Consider the following 18,176-nt stretch of genomic DNA (forward strand, 5'->3'; position numbering starts at 1 on the left):
AGGAAAAATATTTTTACTAAAACTATGAGATACACCCTGAAAAGTAGTTGTTAGCGTTTATTTCTCAAAGCCAGATTTTCCTGCAAAAGAGCAGTACATTCAGGCACACCCACTTGTTGTTTTAGTAATAATCCATCTTTTTCTTTCAGGGATTGCATGTACCGTTCAATTCCCTCTTGCGCCGTAAACAAACAAGGAGTACTGTAGTTCACCAGAGAAACCCCTGCATCCTTCAGTTCTGTCAGACTGCAAGCTGGAGATTTTCCTCCAGCTATTTGATTAAATACTAATGGTTTATCTACTTTAGTCTTTAAAGTTCTGATTACCTCTAAATCCTTGATACCATCAGCCAATATCGCATCAGCACCCACTTCCGCAAATGCCTGAGCTCTTCTGATAATTTCATCGAGTTCGCTGGCATCGGTTCGCGCCACTACAAATAACTCTTTTCGAGTTGCCAAAACTTTTTTTAGTTTATCGATAAACTCCTCTAAATCCATCAAGAGTTTACCCTCAAAATGACCGCATCTTCTCGGTCTTTTTTGGTCTTCAATAATTACCCCAGCTGCCCCGATGGACTCCAACATAGTAACGACATGACAAGCCACTTCAGTATCGACATAGCCATCATCAATATCGACGAGAATATAGGCATGGGGAAGGACAGTTTTTATCCTTTGAACAAAAGCAATAATATCAGACCAGGCAATAAATCCAATATCTGGTAACCCATAAAAACTGGCCGCAAAACTAAAACCGCTGATAAATATACCGTCGTAATATTTGGCGGCGATTGAGGCGGAAAAAACATCGTAAACTCCTATAAAGGGAAAGATGTCTCTTTGTTTCAATTGTTCTTGTAAGCTTTGGCCGTTATTGGTTCCCATTTTTATATATAAAAAAGCTAATTTTTTATTTTTTTTTAAAGCAGATCTTCGGCTTCTGAATCCGACAGAGATTCTAGTTGGTATAACATGGCATATATCTCGGTATCCTCAACTATTTCTGCCTGCTGTTCAGTAATTAAATCTGCCATTATCGCCAGAGTAGGTTCCTGAAAAAAGAAGAGAAACGATAATTCAACCTTAGTGACTTTTCTGACCTGATTTACGATTCTTGTCGCCAAAATAGAATCTCCTCCTAATTGGAAGAAGTGGTCATAAATGCCAACCCGATCTACTCCTAAAATCTCCGACCAAATTTGCACCAACTCTTTTTGTATTGGTGTCTTTGGTGGGGCATAGTCTGCCCTTGGCATTGTCGGGTCGGAAGCAGTTAAGCATAATTTTTGGGCTAAACCTATCCGTTGCCGTTTGCCAGTGGGACCTTTGGGAATTTCATCGATAAAAACCACCACACGCGGAACTTTAAAATCAGCCAATCGAGTAGCAGCAAACTCTTTAATTTCTTGCTCTGTTACTGATGCTCCTTCCTGCAAAACCACCGCAACAGCCACATCTTCCCCTAATAAAGTATGGGGTGTGGCAAAAGTGACAACCTGCGCGATCGCTGGATGGTCTAAAAGCACTTCATCTACTTCTCGCGGGGAAATTTTCTCGCCCCCACGATTGATAATTTCTTTAATCCGACCTTTGAGGAAAAGATAGTTGTCCCTATCTAAATAACCCAGGTCTCCCGTGCGAAACCAGCCGTTGGTAAAAGCACTTTGGTTGGCATCAGGATTGTTGTGATAGCCAGAAGTGACATTCTCACCCCGGATCACGACTTCTCCTACCTCACCAACTGGTAGTAAGTTGCCCTGTTCATCCATAATCGCGACTTCCGGTCCTGCAGCGACTCCCACCGAACCGGGTTTGCGAGTTTTAGGCGGCAGGGGATTACTTGCCATCTGATGGGAAGCTTCAGTCATGCCATAGGATTCGATCACCGGGGCGTTGAATTCTGCTTCTAACGAAGCCATGACCTGGGGTGGCAAGGGAGCAGATGAAGAGCGAATCAAGCGAATTGGGCATTGGGAAATGATCTGGCGATTTTCTGTGACTCTGGCTAGAATCCCTTGGTGCATGGTGGGTACGGCTGAATACCAGGTGGGATGAAATTCTACTAACCAGTCAAAGAATTTGGGCCCGTCAAAACCGGGAGTACAAACCACACTCGCTCCTGCACTTAGGGATGAAAGTAAGGCCCCGATCAGTCCGTGAATATGGAATAGGGGCATCACGTTCAGACAGCGATCGCTCTCGACTAAATTCAAAGCCACGCCAATATTTTGGGCTGAGGTGCAGAGGTTTTTGCCTGTGAGCGGCACCATTTTAGGGCGGGAGGTAGTCCCAGAAGTATGCAGCACTAAAGCCACATCTTCGGGTTGAGCGATGCCAGCCATGGCTGGACTTTTCCCATCCCCACCTGTAAGGTTGAAAATACCTGCTGCTTCTGGGATGGGGGTAAGTTCGACCAGGGGGATACCTCTTTTTTGAGCCACCTCTAGGGCAGGTTCGGCAACTCCTGACTGAAAAATCAGGGCTTTAGCATCGAGATCCGATAGATAAAAATCGTATTCCGATTGGCGATAACCAGGATTTAGAGGGGCACAGGTGGCAAAACAGGCGATGGCCAAAAAAGCTACAGCCATTTCTGGGCCGTTGGGTAATGCGATCGCCACTCGGTCGTTACGACCTACACCCATTGCATTTAATTTGCTTCCCACATCGGTGACAGCATCAAACAAACGACTGTAGGTGAGGGCAGACCGACCGGCAGCAACAATGGCTATGTCTTGGGGATTTTTCTTTGCCCTGGCCTCAAGTAGATTGTATATACTTGAATTGAGTCCAGAGCCGGTTTTGGCAATCGTCATCTTTTGTTAACTATAGGACAGTAAATAACTGGTAATTTCTCGGAAAAACTTTAACTATATCCAAATTTTTGGTTATGTATTCTGAGCTTTCGTCCTGGTCATATGTATAGACTGACTACTCAAGAAGTATAGCTCTGCTCAGAGGTTGCACCTAAGCGTAAAAACCTAGACAAAGTAAAAATAGCTGCTACCCTAACTAATTTTAAAAACCAATAGGAACTATAATCAGCTTTGTCCTTCGACCTGTTGGTTTTATCTTCAGAGTAAAATCAAGAGTTAACGATTTAATTATACCGTCAAATTCAACCAGATCCGGAGATTTGATTTTTCCTTTTTTAATTAATATTGAACAGTTAGGGGTAAAGCCGAAATAAGTGCCAAATAGGACACCATTTTCAGTAATTTAAAAATTGCTTTACAATTGATGAGTTATGTGTAGGAACTTGAGAGGGATTAGCCCGAAGGGCTAGGGCCTTCAAGGGTACCCAAAAAAGACAATCCATTGAGGATATCAAGCCCACAGGTGATGGGAGCAAGACCGTGAAGTTTTGGTAAGAGGGCTTGACAAATTGCTGTCTTTGCTATAAACATCACAAATATACAACACTCTGGATAAGAATTAATTAATCAAAATCCTCTTGGAATAAGAAAAGTATATCGTCAGCTGTCAGCCGTCAGCTTAAAATAAACCTGTTTGGCCTATGGCCACGCTACGGGAACGGGAGAATTTAATATTGATAGATGAATGAGAATTGAAAGTCAACAGAAAAATCCTTGGCCATTCACGTAGCTTGGCCACGCTACGGGAACAGCTTTGTGGCACAGGCTTTGGCCTTGGCCTAAAGGCCACGCGGGGCGCGTTTGGCCACGCTGTGCGAACGACGCTGGGACTTAACGTAGCCCATAAACTGATAGCTGAATGCTTACACTAGATTAATTATAATTTGGTTTTTTCCAGATAGTTTGGTTTGTAGATATAGCATTTACAAATAAATAAAATTCTAATTTATGAGGTTATAATTTTTACGATCAGCTAAAATAACTATTCTGTATAGATGTATTTTTTTTAGAATTTGTTTCTTACTCGTCTAGGATATCTAAATACCCAAAATCCTTGGCCAGCATTAGATTTAGGTTTGGTCTGTGCTCAATTAGCATCATTTTGTCCGGAAGACCCAAAGTTAGACTGTATAGTAGTAGGTAAGGTCTAAAGCCAACTACCTTGTAATGAAGCAACTAATTCTGGGTACTTTCCTTGGGAAACTGGCAATGGCAACCCGTGATACAATAGATAGGGTAAAAGGGGCAGTCACTAAATCGGAAAGTTTAGGAACTATAATTAACGATCAGATCGCTACACGTTTGGTCACTCAATTATGTGATCACAACAAGACTTTTATTGATGTTGGGGCACATATTGGTTCAATTATAGCTTTAGTATCTGATTACGATGCAAGTATAAAAGTTATTGCTGTGGAGGCGATACCCGATAAAGCCAGGAAACTTCGTAGTAAGTTTCCTGACGTAGAAGTACATAACTATGCGGTTGGCAACACAGAAGGAGAAGTATCTTTCTATATAAATACCAGAGAATCTGGCTATAGCTCCCTAAGGCAACCTAGCGAAGATAAAAAATCAATTTCAGTTGAAATAAAAGTTCCAATCGTACGTTTAGACAGCCTGGTATCATCAGATGACATTGACGTGATCAAGATTGATGTGGAAGGTGCTGAATTAGACGTTATTCGCGGAAGTGAGACTATCATTACCAAAAATAGTCCAGTGATAATGTTTGAAAGTGCCCCATCCCAAGAGGATGATTGGAAATCTACAAAAGCAGATATAGTGTCCTGGTTAAATGATTATGGTTATGAATTGTTCGTACCTAATAGAGTTGCACACAATGGGCCTGGATTAAGTAAAGAATGCTTCATTGAGTCCCATTATTATCCTAGACGAACAACTAACTACTTTGCCATACCAATTCAGCGCAGAACTGAGATAAGAGATCGAGCACGGACTATACTTGATCTTTCTATTGCCTAATTCTCAAGGTTTGCCTTTCACATTAAATAGCAAAGGGAACAGGGAGCAGGGAACAGGGAGCAGGGAACAGGGAACAAAAATTATCACAATTCATTTGAAATAATGACCTTGAGCTTGATGTCAAGGTCATTTTAATCAAGAATCAGAAAGCTCAGATTAATGCGATCGCATTTAGGTTGCTCAAGTTGACCTTGCCGATCCTGCCAGGCTTTCCAATCCATCACCACTTAGACCTAGGAACTAGCGCCAGCTTTATGGTCTCGGAAATTGGTCAGGTTCACACTCCTCCTAACACACTACCCATAGCACGAACCATATTCTGGGGCTGAAACGCATCCACAGCCGCCGTCGGCTCATACCCACAATGGACCATACAATCGGCACACTTAGGATTACCACTAGCGCGACCATACTGATCCCAATTCGTTTCCTCCAGCAATTCCTTAAAAGTGGCATAATGCCCTTCATTTAACAAATAGCAAGGCTTTTGCCACCCCAAAACACTGTAACTAGGACTTCCCCAAGGGGTACACTCGTAATCTTTCTCCCCGATCAGGAAATCCAAAAATAAAGGATTATGGTTAAAATTCCAGGTTTTCTTCCCGGCCTTGAAAGGCGCTAAAATTTCCCGGAACATCGCCTTAGTCTGTTCCCGCTTCAGGAAATGCTCCTGATCCGGTGCCCATTCATAACTATATCCAGGAGAAACCATCATGCCGTCAATACCCAACATGGCCAGGAAATCAAAGAACTCCTGGATTTCCTTAGGATCAGTTCCCTCAAACACCGTCGTGTTAGTAGTCACACGAAATCCCCTAGCTTTAGCCGCCCGAATTGCCTGCACCACCTTATCAAATACCCCTTGACGGTCCACACACTGATCATGCCGTTCCCGTAAGCCATCCAAGTGAACGCTGAAAGTCAGGTAAGGGGAAGGTTGGAACTTATCCAGACACTTCTCTAACAACAACCCATTGGTACAGAGATAGACATACTTTCGCCATGCCACCAACCCCTTGACAATTTCGTCAATTTGTGGATGAAGCAAAGGTTCTCCCCCCGGAATAGAAACCACAGGAACACCACACTCTTTCACCGCAGCAAAGCACTCTTCAGGAGTCAGCTGGCTCTTGAGTATTTCCGTAGGATGCTGGATTTTGCCACAACCGGAACAAGCTAGATTACAGCGGAACAGAGGTTCCAACATCAGCACCAGGGGAAAGCGTTTACGACCCAAAAGACGCTGGGTCACAATATACTTTCCGACATCAAGAGCTTGTTGTAATTGAATTGCCATAATTGTCCTCACACCATATAATTAACGCTAATCATTGAGGGTAATCATGATTACCCCAAAGCTTTAACTATGATCAGCCTCGCCAATAAATTTATAATACTGTTGGTGAATTGCTTAAAATCCTAGACTTCGCGACAGTTGTCAGTTTCCCTATTTCCTGGAGCCAGCGGTAAGTACCTAGAGATAAATAAACGGAAGTGTATTAACTTTTTTAAAGCTGCCAAAAGTCTTTCTGTTCCCTGTTCCGGTGATCCGCTGTTCCCTTCCCCCCTTACTAAGGGGGGTTAGGGGGGATCCGCTGCTCCCTGTTCCCTGTTCCCTGTTCCCTGTTCCCTTAGCTAAACCAATCAACAGCATCCTTGAGGGCTTTCCTAATGGAAGATTGGGGTAACCCTAACTCTCTAACCGCTTTCGAGGCATCGTAATACATTGGGTGTTGTGCCATCCGCACCCCATTGAGCGGAATAGAAGGGGTTTTCCCAAAAGCAGTCAACACGCACTCATCAATCCATGCCATACTCAGCGGTAGCCAGACCGGAACAGTTTTTTGAGGCGCACTCAATCCAGTAATTTCTGCAAGTTGCTCCAATAAGGATTTGAAGGATAGATTTTGGTTACCTAAAATATAGCGATCGCCTTTTTTCCCCCGGTCCAACGCCAACAGGTGACCCTGAGCCACATCCCGCACATCAATAAAATTTAATCCAGTATCCAAATAAAATGGCATTTTCTGCTGTAGGAAGCGCACAATAATTTCTCCCGTAGGAGTTGGCTTAATATCCATCGGACCAATGGGAGCGCTAGGATTAACAATCACCACATCAAGACCAGATTTAGCTGCCTTGATCGCTTCAGCTTCAGCAAAAAACTTAGATTTTTTATAGTCACCCACCAATTTCTCGACAGGACTCTGATGGGTTTCATCCACAATTTCCCCAGGTTTACCCACACCAATAGCCGCTACTGAACTGGTGTAAACAGTGCGTTCAATCCCAGCTTTACCAGCACTTTGTAGCACATTACGGCTTCCCTCGACATTGTTACGATAGAGTAAATCTCGATCCGCTTGCCACAGGGAATAATGGGCAGCGACATGAAATAATACCTGACATCCCTGCATCAGTTGGCACAAGCCTGGATCGTTCAAGTCACCGATAACGACTTCTATATCTAGACCCTGGAGGTTATCGAGTTGGCTAGTAGGGCGCACCAGAGCTCGCACGGAGTATCCTGCTTCAAGTAGCGATCGCACAACATGAGCACCGATAAATCCTGTTCCTCCAGTGACGAAAGCTTTGATTGCCATTGACGCACGCTCCTCTGTTTCCCAATTTCTTATTGCTTATAGCACTACCAATTAAGGTGTTTGACATTCCTAAACTCCGAAACTTAGTCATAGCTTACTTCTGACTTCTGACTTCTGACTTCTGACTTGCGCGTAGCGCTATACCAGACAATAATCCTAGCCAGCAATCTTCCAGCAGAGTATACAATACTGGTACAACAATCAAACTCAACAACGTAGACGTAAGCAATCCACCAATAATTGCCACAGCCATCGGTTGTCGCAATTCTGCTCCTGCGCCAAAGCCCAATGCCAAGGGCAACATTCCCAAAATAGTCGAAGCAGTAGTCATTATAATCGGTCGCAAACGCACCACTCCCGTTTCCAGAATTGCCTCAGTGCGACTTAAACCAGCTCGACGAAGTTGGTTAACATAATCCATCAGCAAAAGCGCATTTTTGTCAAGTAGTCCCAGCAAAAAAATTAGACCAATCAGGGAAATCATGCCAAAATCACTCTGGGTGATCAGAAGTGCTAGCATTGCTCCCACAATAGATAAGGGCAACGACAAGCCCACCACCATTGGTTCTAACAATCGACCAAAAGGCAAAATCAGCACTAGCAGCATACAGGTAACAGACAAGGTCAAGGTGCCAGCAAAACTCCCCAGCACATGACTACTCAGAGCCGAATCCCCCCACAGTTCTAACCTCACACCATCCGGTAAAACCATTTTGGCAACCTTTACCACCTCCTCAGTCGCATCTCCCAACCTTTGACCCTGGTTAAGGCTAGCACGAACATAAACCCCTCGCTGACCATTAACATGCTCAATCTCAGTAATCCTATTCCCTCGATTATTTTGACCAGTTGCCTCTACATCCACTAATCCTGGTAATGTCTCAATCCGAGTTTTGAGATCCGCAGCAGTATTGCCTAACACCTCTAAATCATCACCCAATAAAGCAACTTGAACCGGTTTTTGAGTAGGTAGTTCAATAAACTGAATATCTTCAACACTAGTAGTTACACCAGAGATCTTCGGCAAAGCAGCCCGCATTTTTTCCTGAAGCTGAGCAGTAGTATATTGGCGATTACGTTTAAGTTTGACCTGAAGGTTACCTTTGTTTGGCTCACCCTGTACCCCCACAACTGTATAGACCGATTCCACTTCAGGGAAAGCCAGCACCGCCTCTTCTAACTGCTTAGCCACCTGCTCAGATTGCTTGAGTAGCAATTGCATCCCACTTTGAATCGGAAATAGACCATTAAACCCTGACTTTGATAGTTTTGGTTTTGATAGTTGTGGTTTTAGCTGCTCCCTAAGGTCTGAATTAGTATCTGAATTAGTATCTGAATTAGTATCTGAATTACTTAATGGCTTTGACTTCTCACTATTAGTATCAAACCCTCCTAAATTCAGAATATTATTAATTAAATCACCAAATTGAGAGGCACTAGGTATCTGAGGCAACGGTGCCCTATAGGTAATCATAAATTCCCCTCGGTCTAGGGTAGGAATAAACCCCTGAGGAATTAGGGGAATCAGAGAAATCCCAGCCACAAAGCTCAATACCGCTAATCCCACTACAAATTTCCGATGCCCCAGGGACCAGCGCAGCAAATCAGGATACTTAAGATTAGATCTCAAGCAAAAGTCGAAAACTACTGTCGATAATTTTCCCCTGTTCCCTGTTCCCTGTTCCCTATTCCCTATTCCCTTTTCCCTTTTCCCCTGCCTAGGTTTAAGCCAATAAACCGCAAGCACTGGGCACAAGGTTCGAGCAACCAACAAAGAGGTAAGAACTGCTGCCGAAACCGTCAGACCAAAAGGTTTAAAGAACTGTCCTAAGTTACCACCCATTAAACCAACCGGTAGAAATACCGCCACAATGGTCAAAGTAGAAGCAGAAACCGTCAGACCAATTTCATTAGTAGCAGAAAGAGCAGCTTGTCGAGGAGACTCCCCAGCCTCCAGGTGCCGAGAAATGTTCTCGACTTCTACAATCGCATCATCAATGATAATCCCAATTACCAGAGCCAAAGCTAACAGAGTAATGGTTTCGAGATTGAACCCATAGATAGCCATTACGATAGCCGTTCCGAGCAGGGAAATTGGAATTGCCAAGGCAGTAATTAGGGTAGCACGCCAGTTACGCAAGAAAGTAAAAATTACCAACACTGCCAGAACAATTGCCAGTAATAAACCATCAATAGTAGATTGAGTCGCTTCCCGGATATAGTTAGCTTGAGTCACTGCTAAGACTAACTCTACCCCTGGCAAACTACCTTGTAGTCTTTGCACCGCTTCCTCTACTCGACTAACCACATCTAAAGTGTTAGCATCACCCCCTTTGATTACCTGAAAAGCCAAAGCTTCCTGTCCATTGAAGCGAATCCGAGTCGGGGTAATGGGTATGGGAGATTCGGGACTATCTCGCTGCTGTTCCTCCTTAATAATTTCTGGTGCTTGTTTGGTCAACTCTGAGCCAGAATTGAGAGCCGTAAACGTAGTTTCCCCCCCTCCCAACAAATTGACTTTCAGAACTCCTGGAAGTTGAGCAATCTCTGGTAAAATACTAGTCTTAGCAATTTCAGCTAATTCCTTCAGGTCTTTAGTATCACTCTTGATGGTGTAGCTAACCGCAGAGGATTCGTTCAAATTGAAGGGAATAACCTGAAACGTTGCACCTTCAGGAAGAGCAATTTGCCAGAGTGTCTTTTCAACCTCCCTTGAAGAGGAATTGAGATCGGTTCCGACATGGAAATAGAGGGTAACTACTGTTCGACCAGGGTAGGTTGAGGAAACCATCTGATCGAGTCCTGCCAAAGGCAAAAGCCTTTCCTCAATCGGTTGAGTCAGTTTCTGTTCCGTTTCCACCGCAGTCTCCAATGGCACTTGAGCATTGACCACCACCACCGGAAAAGTAATATCGGGGAATAGGGCATACTTAAGGGAACTGAACGCCAAAAGCCCAGCCACAACCATTGCGATCCAAAAACCGATGGTTACTCGGGAATACTTAATGGCTAACCGAGAAATATTGAACCGCTCTCTTAAGACCTTGAGGAATCTCAACTTGACCATTGAAGAGAATTATGTTAATTCACTGCTTCCTTAGGATATACTAGGAGCGATTGGCTATTAAGAAAGGCCGTAGGCCACGCTACGCGATCGAATTAGATTATCAAGACATGGGAGTGTCAAGCAGTAGCGCCACACTTGGCGAACGCATTTGTTAGCAATGGATACAGCTCTAGACCAAGCGATTGAGTTTTTAACAAGCCCATCGGTGACACGCCCGACCTCATCAGCTGTAGTCGAGGCACTACTTCAGGCAGAGAAAACAGCTAAACGAACCAAAGTCAGCCATGGCTATTCACAACTGATCGGAAATTGGCGACTAGGGTTTATTACAGGCACAAAGCGATCGCGCCAACGAGCAGGGGTGATCTTGGGTAGCGGACGATTTCTGCCAAAGTGGATCAAAATTTACCTATCCTACTCCCCATCAGAGTCTTCTCAAGACCAAGGCACGGTTCAAAATGCTGTTCAATTTGGACCGATTCAGATAGTACTAACCGGTCCCACGAAGTTTTATCCTAAGACCAATATCTTAGCTTTCGACTTTAGTCAAATCAGGATATCGTTATCTGGTCTAACACTTTATCAAGGTTACATTAAAGGTGGACAAGACCGGGAAAGTAGGTTCTATGAGCAACCCTTGAAAGAACAAGCATTCTTCACCTACTTTTTAGTGGAAAACCGTTGCATTGCTGCTAGAGGTCGGGGAGGAGGTTTGGCTATTTGGAGCAATTGACACTCCCCGGCCTGTTCGCGTAGCGTCGGGCAAAGCCCGAAAGGCGCGGGGATTCCTAGATCAACGAGTCACCTTAAACCGTTGTGTTCCAATCTTTGACGCCGCCAAAAATCAGACAATATCTAAACCAAAAACCCGTCAAGACCAAGTTTCTAGTCAGTTCACAACAGACCCAGCGGGCGATTCTCGCGATTACGTTTGACTACTTACCTGGAAGTGCCTTAAAAAGTCCGTTTCCTTCCTTTCATCTGGTTCCGGTGTGCCCCACCGTACCGTATTATCTCAAAGCATGATTTTTGCTGGGTTCACACACCAACGGTTGATTGATGATTGGGTTTTTAAGGAGGACTTTCCCTACCCTCCGAGCATTACTTCTTCTAGGTCGATAAGTTACGGGTCTCTCTCCCGGCTCAGCCTACGGTTTTTCAGCCTGTACTCATGTTTTGATTATACCCTGGCGCTATAAAAGTGTCAACTAAAAGCCGTCCTAGAAGGACGGGGCTTTAAACCCAAAATTTTTGGTAAGCCCTAGCTCAGTTAGATCGGTTCATCAAAGGAACAGGTTTGTGCTATTGCTTGCTGTAACAGCAAACTATACTCTTGTTCATTTACCGTACAGGCACCAAACCGTTCTAGGTGAGAATTCATCATCTGAGCATCAAACAGCAAAAAGTTGCTATGGCGCAACCGTTCTACCAACTTAACCATCGCCACCTTCGAGCCCTCCGGAATCCGATAAAACATCGATTCACCAATAAACGCTCCACCAATTACAATGCCCAGAATTCCTCCTGCCAGCTGATTTCCCTGCCAAGTTTCAAAGCTGTAGGCCCATCCAGCCTTATAAAATTGCCAATAAATCTCCTTTAGTTCTGGAGAAATCCAAGTAGTTTCACGGTCAGCACAACCAGTCATTACTCCTAAAAAGTCTCGGTTAATGCTGACACTAAATCGTTCCTGATTTAAGACACGACGCAGAGATTTAGGATAGCGAAACCGCTCATCCAGAGGAATTATAGCACGTTTGCGGCTTGAGTACCAGCCTAAATTACCAGTATCATCTGCCATCAGGAAATAGCCTTGAGCATACCCTTGAATTAAGTAATCAATATCGATTTCCATTAACAGAAAGAAGTGTGTAAGGAAGAACTAAACTAGTTAAGTAAAATTAAACTTAACATACTAGCGGTTAACACTTCTGTACAAAAAAATTGGCTTTAAAGAAATCAGGTTTATTACCTAGATTAAGGGGTATAACTAAGTTAGTTTTAACAAACCCGGTTTTTTGACAAAGTTCTCCCCCGTCTGCCCAATCTGCCCACTATACACCCCTCTTCCCTTTCCACTTTCCCTTTTCCCCTAATCGTGGCAAGCTGTTGATGATTCAAGGTTGATTGGCAACAAGTGCTGTATTGGTTCGGTTCCCCCCTACTGGAGAGATAAAGTCATGGTTACAAATTCTAGTGTCAAACAGTTGCTCAAAATTTTAATCGGTGCCGCCTGGATAGACGGTAAAGTTCAGGCAGAGGAACGGGAATATCTGTATAAAGTCGCCAAGGAATATGGAGTTGCTGACGACCCAGAGATTAAACCGTTACTGTATGAACTCAAAGCTGTGTCAGCAGATGAATGCTACAGTTGGGTGGAACAGTATTTAGGCGATCGCCCTAGTCCAGAAGACTATCAGCGCTTGATTGAAGCCCTCAGTGCCTTAATTTATAGCGATGGGCTGGTAGACACAGAAGAAGCCAAACTTCTGAATCGCTTGCAGTTACTCGACCCCAGCAGTCCATCTAAGCAGTCGAGTAGTCAAAAAGTACTCAAAGCAATTCAAAAAATTTACCGCCGGTGGATTGATAAGCAGTTTAGTGAATGATTACTGCATCAGTACGTCAGTGGGTCAGTGTTGAGTAATCAGTCCTGAAAAGTTCAGGACTTACCCAGCAACTCTAGCTGTAGGGTATCGCTTGGGACCGGTCTACTACAGGCCACACCCGGTCAACCGGTCACCCGACACCCTTGGGCTGATGTGACAATTTTTGATCTGGCAAGTGGTTGGCAACTCATCCAATGTTACTAGCGTCAAATTACTCAGATTGTGCCGAACTTATTGCTATTAAACAGGCGCAATCTGGTTTTTTTATGCTTATTTTGAGCAAAAAAAACAATTTTATTGAACCTAGGAACATCTAGCACGTTATTGGTTCTATTTACTTAAGAACACATTAATTTAATAGAATGCCTTCCATGCTTAACCTAAATCATTTTCAATCAGGAACTGCTGCTGTTTTAGCCCTTGGACTCACCGCCACCACCATGGCTCCCCTAGTCGCACCTGCTCCGTCTTTTGCCCAAAGCACTAACTTTATCGATGTTTCATCCAACTACTGGGCAAGTGACTTTATTGGAGAATTATCCCAGCGCGGTATTATTGCCGGATTTCCTGATGGCTCCTTCAGACCAAATGCACCAGTGACCCGCGCTCAGTTTGCGGCAATGCTACGTAAAGCAAATCAAGATTTCAATAAACCCGCCATTCGCGGTGGCAACAGTTTCGTGGATGTTGCTTCCAACTACTGGGCAAATCCTGCCATTCAGGAAGCCTACCAAACCGGATTTCTGAGTGGTTACCCTGGTAATATCTTTAGACCTGAACAAAATATTCCCCGCGAACAAGTTTTAGTAGCCCTTTCTAATGGACTGAATTTCTCTTCCAGCGGTTCTACCTCAGAACTGGTCAGTTTCTACCGGGACGGCAGCCAAATTTCTAACTTTGCCCGTGCTCCCATCGCTGCTGCTACAGAAAATCGTTTGGTGGTTAATTATCCTAACGTTGCCTTTCTCAATCCGACTCGGAATGCAACTCGTGCAGAAGTTGCAGCTTTTATGTACCAAGCGCTGGTGGCAACAGAACAAGCCCCAGTGATTAGCTCCCAATACATTATCGATCCCAATCCAGCACCTGTAGCCTTCACAATTCCTGCAGGTACTTCTATTCCGGTTAAGTACAAAAAAGATAAAATTCTGCTCGCCCAAGAGGAAACTATACCCCTAACCCTGACAGTGGATTTAAACATTACCACTGCTGATGAGGGCAAGTTGCTGATTCCTGCTGGTAGTGAAGTGGTTGGCGAACTCCGTGCTACAAAAGAGGGAGCTCAGTTTGTAGCTCAGCAGCTGTTGATCAATGGTGAAACCCTATCCTTTAATGCCACCTCTGAGGAAATTACCACCACTGAAACTATTCGCAAGGGTAGCAATCCAGGGAGTATCCTAAAAGATGCAGCAGTTGGTACCGCTGCCGCCGCTGCTATCTCTGCCGTTACCGGTGACCGTGCGATCGCTACAGAAGAAATCTTGATCGGAGTTAGTTCTGGCATCGCTTTAAATATCGGCAAACGTTTATTCGGTAGCAGCAGCGTTGACCTATTTATGGTTGAACCAGAAACCGACTTACAGCTTACCATCGACTCTGACCTGGTGATTACCAGTCAGTAACTAGATATGTGGACAGTTAACTGTTGAGAGGATGATAGATTAACCAATCAGAGCCAACCTCTCAACGGTCAACAACAACTATGTACTGAGGGCTACTGAGCGTAAGTCAACCAAACGATAAAGGTTGTTCCCATGCTTGAGTTATCTTGAGCATGACTAATGGATAATTCCCCATTTTCCTCAGTCGATAGTAGTTTGGCAGGACTCAAAACTTCAATATCACCCTGCATGTATGCCATGAGTTCTTTTGCGATCGCTAATCCTAAACCAGTGCCAGGGATAGGACCATTAGCTTGAACTCCCCGATAATGTCGCTCAAACAGATGGTCTAAGTCTTCTGGAGCAATACCTGGACCAGTATCACTAATTGCGATCGCTATAGCATCACCATGATCAAGCCATTGTCCAACACCAACTTGGATATCAATTTTTCCCCCAGCTGGGGTGTACTTCAAAGCATTGTCAATCAAATTACTCAACACTTCCCGTAAAGCCTTAGGATTCCCTTTCACCAAAGGTAAGTCGGGGGCAATAGAGCAATGCAACTCCAAATTAGCCTCTTGAGTAATAGCGTCAGCAGATATAAGCAAGGGTTCTAAGACATCCTTGACCGCAAACAGTTCCAAAGGAAGAGTTTTGTCCGTGAGTAGGGGAAATTCCCCTGGGGTGGAGTGTGGTTCGGAGTGACTAGTTGGGTAAATCTCCCCAAGATCATCTGATTCTGGGGATGAGGAAGCCTCAGCCGTAGCTACAGGTAACGTTAGGGATGCTGTATCGGTTTGGTTCATGTCCAGGCAAGCATTAAACTGTTGCAGCAACTCCTGTAAGCGATCGCTTTCTCGTATAATCGAGGAAGCCACTGGATAGTTTTTATCTCCTGGTACCAGTCGCTTGAGCAGTAGCTTACCAAAGGTTCGTAACGCCATCAGGGGATTACGAAATTGATGCAGCAGATCGTCAAGCATATCCCGTTGTTTTGCCTGTAGACGTCTGTGCTGAGTCAACTGCTGCTCAAACCAACCTTGACGCTGTTCTATGACATATGCGATCGCTAAGGTTCTAGCAATGCGTTCCACACTTGCCTGTTCTGTGTGATTCCAAGGTCTATCATCACGAACACTCACCAATAATCCCATCACTATCCCTTCATGGATTAGAGGTAAAACGATTTGGTGCTGCTGCTGTAGGGAATTTTCTGTCCAGTCAAAAGAGGTTGAACCCACATCTTGCTCTTGGTTATTTCCCTGAGGGAGTAGCCGAGGTAAGCTGCTGGATAATCGAGGAATCTGATCAATCTCACCTATTTTCTGTGGCAAAACCCAGTCAGGATCACTCATATCCCACACGGTACTTGTTTCCGGATAAACTACCACAGGAATTAGCTTTGCCTGATTGCCCTCAACGAATTCTTCCGTTAAATATACAGCACCACTAGCTGCTCCCAGTCCTTGGGTTAATAAAGCCACTTGGTTTCGACACAGGGAGACAAATTCTGAACTGACGCGAGTGAACATGAGCTATAGATGAGTCTCTGGGTTAATGCTACTGGAAGTTAAGCCACTATCAGCTTTCCTTCTATAATGTCGAACCCCTTAACTAGCGAGGGGGTCTGGGGGATACATGGACTCCCCCAGGCTGAGCGGGTGGGTTCGATGCCCACCCTATAAGCATTTACCATTGTCACCTCAGTGTGGTAGAATAGGGGCTATGTTGATGATGAACTACACATACAGGATTTATCCCAGTCAGGATCAACAACAGATCCTCAAAGACTGGCTTGAGACTTGTAGACGAGTCTATAACTACTCATTGAGGGAGTTGAAAGACTGGATTGCTAGTCGTAAATGTCCTGTGGATAGGTGTTCCATTGACTTAGAATACATCATTCCTGCCGATACACCGTTTCCTAGTTATCACCGTCAACAAAACAATCTACCCAAGGCCAAGAAAACCAACCCATTTCTAGCTTTGGTGCATTCCCAAGTTTTGCAAACAACCGTTAGGCGGTTACATGACTCATGGGAAGCAATGCAGTCTAGAGGGTTTGGGTTTCCTAGATTCAAGAAACGCGGGCAATACAAATCATTTGTGTTTCCTCAATTCAAATCTAATCCAGTCAGTAATGCACATATCAAACTTCCAACGAGGTGCGCTTTCCGTTGGCGAATTAAATTCGCCACGGGTCGCACCTCAAGATTGGCTTAGTTCCGATTCGGCTCCATCGGGAAATCCCCGAAGGATTCCAGGTCAAACAGGTTAGAGTCTTGGCTAAAGCTAGACAGACACAATGGTATGTTGTTATATCGATGGCACTGGATGTCGATATTCCTGATCACCCTGCTGTAGGCAGGGCAATCGGAATCGACCTTGGGTTAGAGAAATTCCTGACAACTTCAGACGGTTTCACAGTTGAACGGCCTAAGTTTTTCAAGTCACTGCAAGGCAAGCTGGAATTGCTGCAACGCAGAGCAGCTAGAAAGCAAAAGCGTTCTAATAACTGGGAAAAGGCACAACTGAAGGTGGCCAGACTACATCAAAAAATAGCGAATACTCGCAAAGACTTTCATCTGAAAACAGCCCATTTACTCTGTGACCAAGCTCAGACAATCTTTGCAGAAGACCTCAACACAGTAGGACTCAATCGAGGGATGTTGAGGTTTGACTGTATTGATGCTTCATTCGGTCAATTCTTAGATCTTCTCAAGTGGGTAGCCTGGAAACGGGGATGCTACTTTAAACGAGTAGACCCCCGTGGAACCAGTCAGACTTGCCCTGAGTGTCAGGCAACGGTCAAGAAAGACTTGAGGGTCTCAGAACATTTTTGTCCTGAATGCGGCTACACAACTCACAGAGATCATGCCGCCGCTCAGATGATTAGATGGCGAGGATTGGAATTAGTACCCGTGGACAATTCGGGGAACGGAAACCGCTTGTCAAGTCGATCTGTCGGGGGAGAAATCCTAGATAAGTGGCGCAAAGGTGTTTAATCATCTGGGGCAGGAATACCCGTTTGTGAGGATGGGAAGCCTACACTATACCGAAGGTTAGTGTAGGAGGATGTCACACAATTGACTATTATGCCTTAGTGAGCTTTAGTGATCACTCATCAGTCATCAGTCATCAGTCATCAGTCATCAGTCATTAGTGATTAGACCTCTTACAAATATCCGTTACATCCATTGCCCGATCATCTGATCACCCCATCACCCCATCACCTGATCAGTGTAATTGTGAGATGAGTTTAAGGCTATTTTTTCTAATTATATTTAAGTTTTATTAAAACTATTAAATTTTTGTATTAATTTTCCGGAGGTAATGAGGAAACGGAAAATCCCCTAAAGTATTGCTGTCAAAGGTTTCAGCCGGGTTGTTTAGTTCTATGACAAGAGCTTGATCTTTTTAGAAAGAGTC

14 protein-coding genes are annotated in these 18,176 nt (G+C 44.3%); 7 read left to right on the forward strand and 7 right to left on the reverse strand.

From position 1 onward, the window contains the following. Positions 1-50: 50 nt before the first annotated feature. Both F6K53_RS17965 and F6K53_RS17970 read right to left on the reverse strand, forming a co-directional pair. Positions 51-887 carry an isocitrate lyase/PEP mutase family protein gene (locus tag F6K53_RS17965; RefSeq protein ID WP_293071909.1) on the reverse strand — a complete coding sequence of 279 codons (837 nt, stop codon included), beginning with the start codon at positions 885-887 and terminating at the stop codon, positions 51-53. 35 nt (positions 888-922) lie between these two features. Next, the gene (locus F6K53_RS17970; protein ID WP_293071908.1) at positions 923-2,818 is read right to left on the reverse strand and encodes an AMP-binding protein; all 1,896 of its coding nucleotides are present in this window, start codon (positions 2,816-2,818) and stop codon (positions 923-925) included. 752 nt (positions 2,819-3,570) lie between these two features. Here F6K53_RS17970 and F6K53_RS17975 point away from each other — a divergent pair. Together F6K53_RS17975 and F6K53_RS17980 are read left to right on the forward strand one after the other, a co-directional pair. Beyond that, entirely contained in the window at positions 3,571-3,750 is a 180-nt protein-coding gene (locus F6K53_RS17975) for a hypothetical protein (protein WP_293071907.1), read from the forward strand. A 295-nt stretch (positions 3,751-4,045) separates the two neighbouring features. Then, on the forward strand, positions 4,046-4,864 hold the full coding sequence (locus tag F6K53_RS17980) for an FkbM family methyltransferase (RefSeq protein ID WP_293071906.1): 819 nt from the start codon (positions 4,046-4,048) through the stop codon (positions 4,862-4,864). A gap of 277 nt (positions 4,865-5,141) precedes the next feature. On the opposite strand, the gene hpnH is transcribed toward F6K53_RS17980, so the two are convergent. From hpnH to F6K53_RS17995, 3 genes are all read right to left on the reverse strand, one after another. Further along, the gene (gene hpnH, locus F6K53_RS17985) at positions 5,142-6,161 is read right to left on the reverse strand and encodes an adenosyl-hopene transferase HpnH (RefSeq protein WP_293081553.1); all 1,020 of its coding nucleotides are present in this window, start codon (positions 6,159-6,161) and stop codon (positions 5,142-5,144) included. Between the two features lie 334 nt (positions 6,162-6,495). Continuing rightward, positions 6,496-7,467, reverse strand: coding sequence for a hopanoid-associated sugar epimerase (hpnA, locus tag F6K53_RS17990; RefSeq protein WP_293081556.1), 972 nt, complete (start codon positions 7,465-7,467; stop codon positions 6,496-6,498). A gap of 94 nt (positions 7,468-7,561) precedes the next feature. Next, the gene (locus F6K53_RS17995; protein ID WP_293081559.1) at positions 7,562-10,534 is read right to left on the reverse strand and encodes an efflux RND transporter permease subunit; all 2,973 of its coding nucleotides are present in this window, start codon (positions 10,532-10,534) and stop codon (positions 7,562-7,564) included. Positions 10,535-10,691: 157 nt separating this feature from the next. Between F6K53_RS17995 and F6K53_RS18000 the strand changes: the two genes are divergently transcribed. After that, positions 10,692-11,267, forward strand: a complete 576-nt coding sequence (locus tag F6K53_RS18000) for a hypothetical protein (RefSeq protein ID WP_293081562.1) — start codon at positions 10,692-10,694, stop codon at positions 11,265-11,267. Between the two features lie 537 nt (positions 11,268-11,804). Here F6K53_RS18000 and aat read toward each other — a convergent pair. Beyond that, complete coding sequence (gene aat / locus F6K53_RS18005) at positions 11,805-12,389, reverse strand: leucyl/phenylalanyl-tRNA--protein transferase (protein WP_293081565.1); 585 nt, start codon at positions 12,387-12,389, stop codon at positions 11,805-11,807. A 325-nt stretch (positions 12,390-12,714) separates the two neighbouring features. Here aat and F6K53_RS18010 point away from each other — a divergent pair, with 325 nt between their 5' ends. Both F6K53_RS18010 and F6K53_RS18015 read left to right on the forward strand, forming a co-directional pair. Next, complete coding sequence (locus F6K53_RS18010) at positions 12,715-13,143, forward strand: TerB family tellurite resistance protein (RefSeq protein WP_293022163.1); 429 nt, start codon at positions 12,715-12,717, stop codon at positions 13,141-13,143. 371 nt (positions 13,144-13,514) lie between these two features. Then, complete coding sequence (locus F6K53_RS18015) at positions 13,515-14,765, forward strand: S-layer homology domain-containing protein (protein ID WP_293022161.1); 1,251 nt, start codon at positions 13,515-13,517, stop codon at positions 14,763-14,765. 92 nt (positions 14,766-14,857) lie between these two features. Here F6K53_RS18015 and F6K53_RS18020 read toward each other — a convergent pair whose 3' ends face one another. Beyond that, positions 14,858-16,279 carry a GAF domain-containing sensor histidine kinase gene (locus tag F6K53_RS18020; protein ID WP_293081568.1) on the reverse strand — a complete coding sequence of 474 codons (1,422 nt, stop codon included), beginning with the start codon at positions 16,277-16,279 and terminating at the stop codon, positions 14,858-14,860. A 199-nt stretch (positions 16,280-16,478) separates the two neighbouring features. Between F6K53_RS18020 and F6K53_RS18025 the strand changes: the two genes are divergently transcribed. Both F6K53_RS18025 and F6K53_RS18030 read left to right on the forward strand, forming a co-directional pair. After that, the gene (locus F6K53_RS18025; RefSeq protein WP_293069108.1) at positions 16,479-16,970 is read left to right on the forward strand and encodes a transposase; all 492 of its coding nucleotides are present in this window, start codon (positions 16,479-16,481) and stop codon (positions 16,968-16,970) included. 23 nt (positions 16,971-16,993) lie between these two features. Beyond that, the gene (locus F6K53_RS18030; RefSeq protein WP_293056381.1) at positions 16,994-17,752 is read left to right on the forward strand and encodes a transposase; all 759 of its coding nucleotides are present in this window, start codon (positions 16,994-16,996) and stop codon (positions 17,750-17,752) included. Positions 17,753-18,176: the final 424 nt, after the last annotated feature.

The sequence above is a fragment of the Moorena sp. SIO4A1 genome (genome assembly GCF_010672065.1).
Taxonomy (GTDB): domain Bacteria; phylum Cyanobacteriota; class Cyanobacteriia; order Cyanobacteriales; family Coleofasciculaceae; genus Moorena.

Excerpts from the sequence above, each read along its gene's own strand:
- F6K53_RS17965 (WP_293071909.1), bottom strand. The coding sequence starts at position 887 with ATGGGAACCAATAACGGCCAAAGCTTACAAGAACAATTGAAACAAAGA.
- F6K53_RS17970 (WP_293071908.1), bottom strand. The coding sequence starts at position 2,818 with ATGACGATTGCCAAAACCGGCTCTGGACTCAATTCAAGTATATACAAT.
- F6K53_RS17980 (WP_293071906.1), top strand. The coding sequence starts at position 4,046 with ATGAAGCAACTAATTCTGGGTACTTTCCTTGGGAAACTGGCAATGGCA.
- hpnH (WP_293081553.1), bottom strand. The coding sequence starts at position 6,161 with ATGGCAATTCAATTACAACAAGCTCTTGATGTCGGAAAGTATATTGTG.
- hpnA (WP_293081556.1), bottom strand. The coding sequence starts at position 7,467 with ATGGCAATCAAAGCTTTCGTCACTGGAGGAACAGGATTTATCGGTGCT.
- F6K53_RS17995 (WP_293081559.1), bottom strand. The coding sequence starts at position 10,534 with ATGGTCAAGTTGAGATTCCTCAAGGTCTTAAGAGAGCGGTTCAATATT.
- F6K53_RS18000 (WP_293081562.1), top strand. The coding sequence starts at position 10,692 with ATGGATACAGCTCTAGACCAAGCGATTGAGTTTTTAACAAGCCCATCG.
- aat (WP_293081565.1), bottom strand. The coding sequence starts at position 12,389 with ATGGAAATCGATATTGATTACTTAATTCAAGGGTATGCTCAAGGCTAT.
- F6K53_RS18010 (WP_293022163.1), top strand. The coding sequence starts at position 12,715 with ATGGTTACAAATTCTAGTGTCAAACAGTTGCTCAAAATTTTAATCGGT.
- F6K53_RS18015 (WP_293022161.1), top strand. The coding sequence starts at position 13,515 with ATGCTTAACCTAAATCATTTTCAATCAGGAACTGCTGCTGTTTTAGCC.
- F6K53_RS18020 (WP_293081568.1), bottom strand. The coding sequence starts at position 16,279 with ATGTTCACTCGCGTCAGTTCAGAATTTGTCTCCCTGTGTCGAAACCAA.
- F6K53_RS18025 (WP_293069108.1), top strand. The coding sequence starts at position 16,479 with ATGATGAACTACACATACAGGATTTATCCCAGTCAGGATCAACAACAG.